The organism is Stenotrophomonas sp. SrG (genome assembly GCF_050031795.1).
GTDB lineage: Bacteria > Pseudomonadota > Gammaproteobacteria > Xanthomonadales > Xanthomonadaceae > Stenotrophomonas > Stenotrophomonas rhizophila_A.
Genome location: NZ_JBNBBE010001237.1, coordinates 1 through 237, shown reverse-complemented (window position 1 = coordinate 237; position 237 = coordinate 1). Strand labels below are relative to the sequence as shown.

The window sequence follows — 237 nt, the reverse complement described above, 5'->3', positions numbered from 1 at the left end:
CGACCGCAGCTTCGTGGCCGATGTGGAAACCAACCCGCGCAACGCCTCGATCAGCCGCGCGCTGTTGTCGCTGGGCCACAGCATGGGCCTGACGGTGATCGCCGAAGGCGTGGAAACCCCGGGCCCGCACGAATGGCTGGCCGCGCACGGCTGCGACCAGGTGCAGGGCTTCCTGCTGGGCCGCCCGGCACCGATGGCCGAAGTGATAGAACGGCTGGAAACCGCCGCCGCGTAAAA

At 68.8% G+C, this 237-nt stretch carries 1 protein-coding gene; it reads left to right on the top strand.

What is annotated here, in order from left to right:
- Positions 1–235 (top strand): EAL domain-containing protein (locus ACQG3P_RS23390; protein ID WP_426806379.1); only part of this gene is annotated, 235 nt, incomplete at its 5' end.
- Between the last annotated feature and the right edge of the window lie 2 nt (positions 236–237).